This is a genomic window from Ursidibacter arcticus (assembly GCF_009761375.1).
GTDB lineage: Bacteria > Pseudomonadota > Gammaproteobacteria > Enterobacterales > Pasteurellaceae > Ursidibacter > Ursidibacter arcticus.
On the sequence record NZ_LEKM01000083.1, the window covers coordinates 1 to 389 of the forward strand.

Sequence of the window (389 nt, forward strand, 5' to 3'; positions counted from 1 at the left end):
CATTCTAAACCTTGTCAATGCAACTACGCAAAGCCTTTAAGTTCGAGATAATGCCAAATGGCGAGCAAATCCGCAGAATTAAACAGTTCTGTGGCTGTTCTCGTTTTGTGTTCAATCGGGCGTTGGCTTGGCAAAATGAGCAGTATGAGCAAAACAATACTTTCAAATTCAGCTACACCAAAATCGCTAATCTGCTTCCAGAATGGAAAAAAGAGTTTGTTTGGTTAAAGGATTGCCACTCTCAAGTGCTTCAACAGTCTTTGAAAGACTTAGAAAGTGCGTTTAAAAACTTCTTTCAAAAACGAGCAGATTTCCCTAAATTCAAGAAAAAAGGCTTGAAAGAGAGCTTTCGTTTTCCGCAAGGTTGTAAACTTGAACAACAAAATAAC

At 38.3% G+C, this 389-nt stretch carries 1 protein-coding gene; it reads left to right on the top strand.

Annotation, left to right across the window (positions count from 1 at the left end):
* Window positions 1-17: 17 nt before the first annotated feature.
* Window positions 18-389 (top strand): RNA-guided endonuclease InsQ/TnpB family protein (locus tag A1D25_RS01925; RefSeq protein WP_157394031.1); only part of this gene is annotated, 372 nt, incomplete at its 3' end.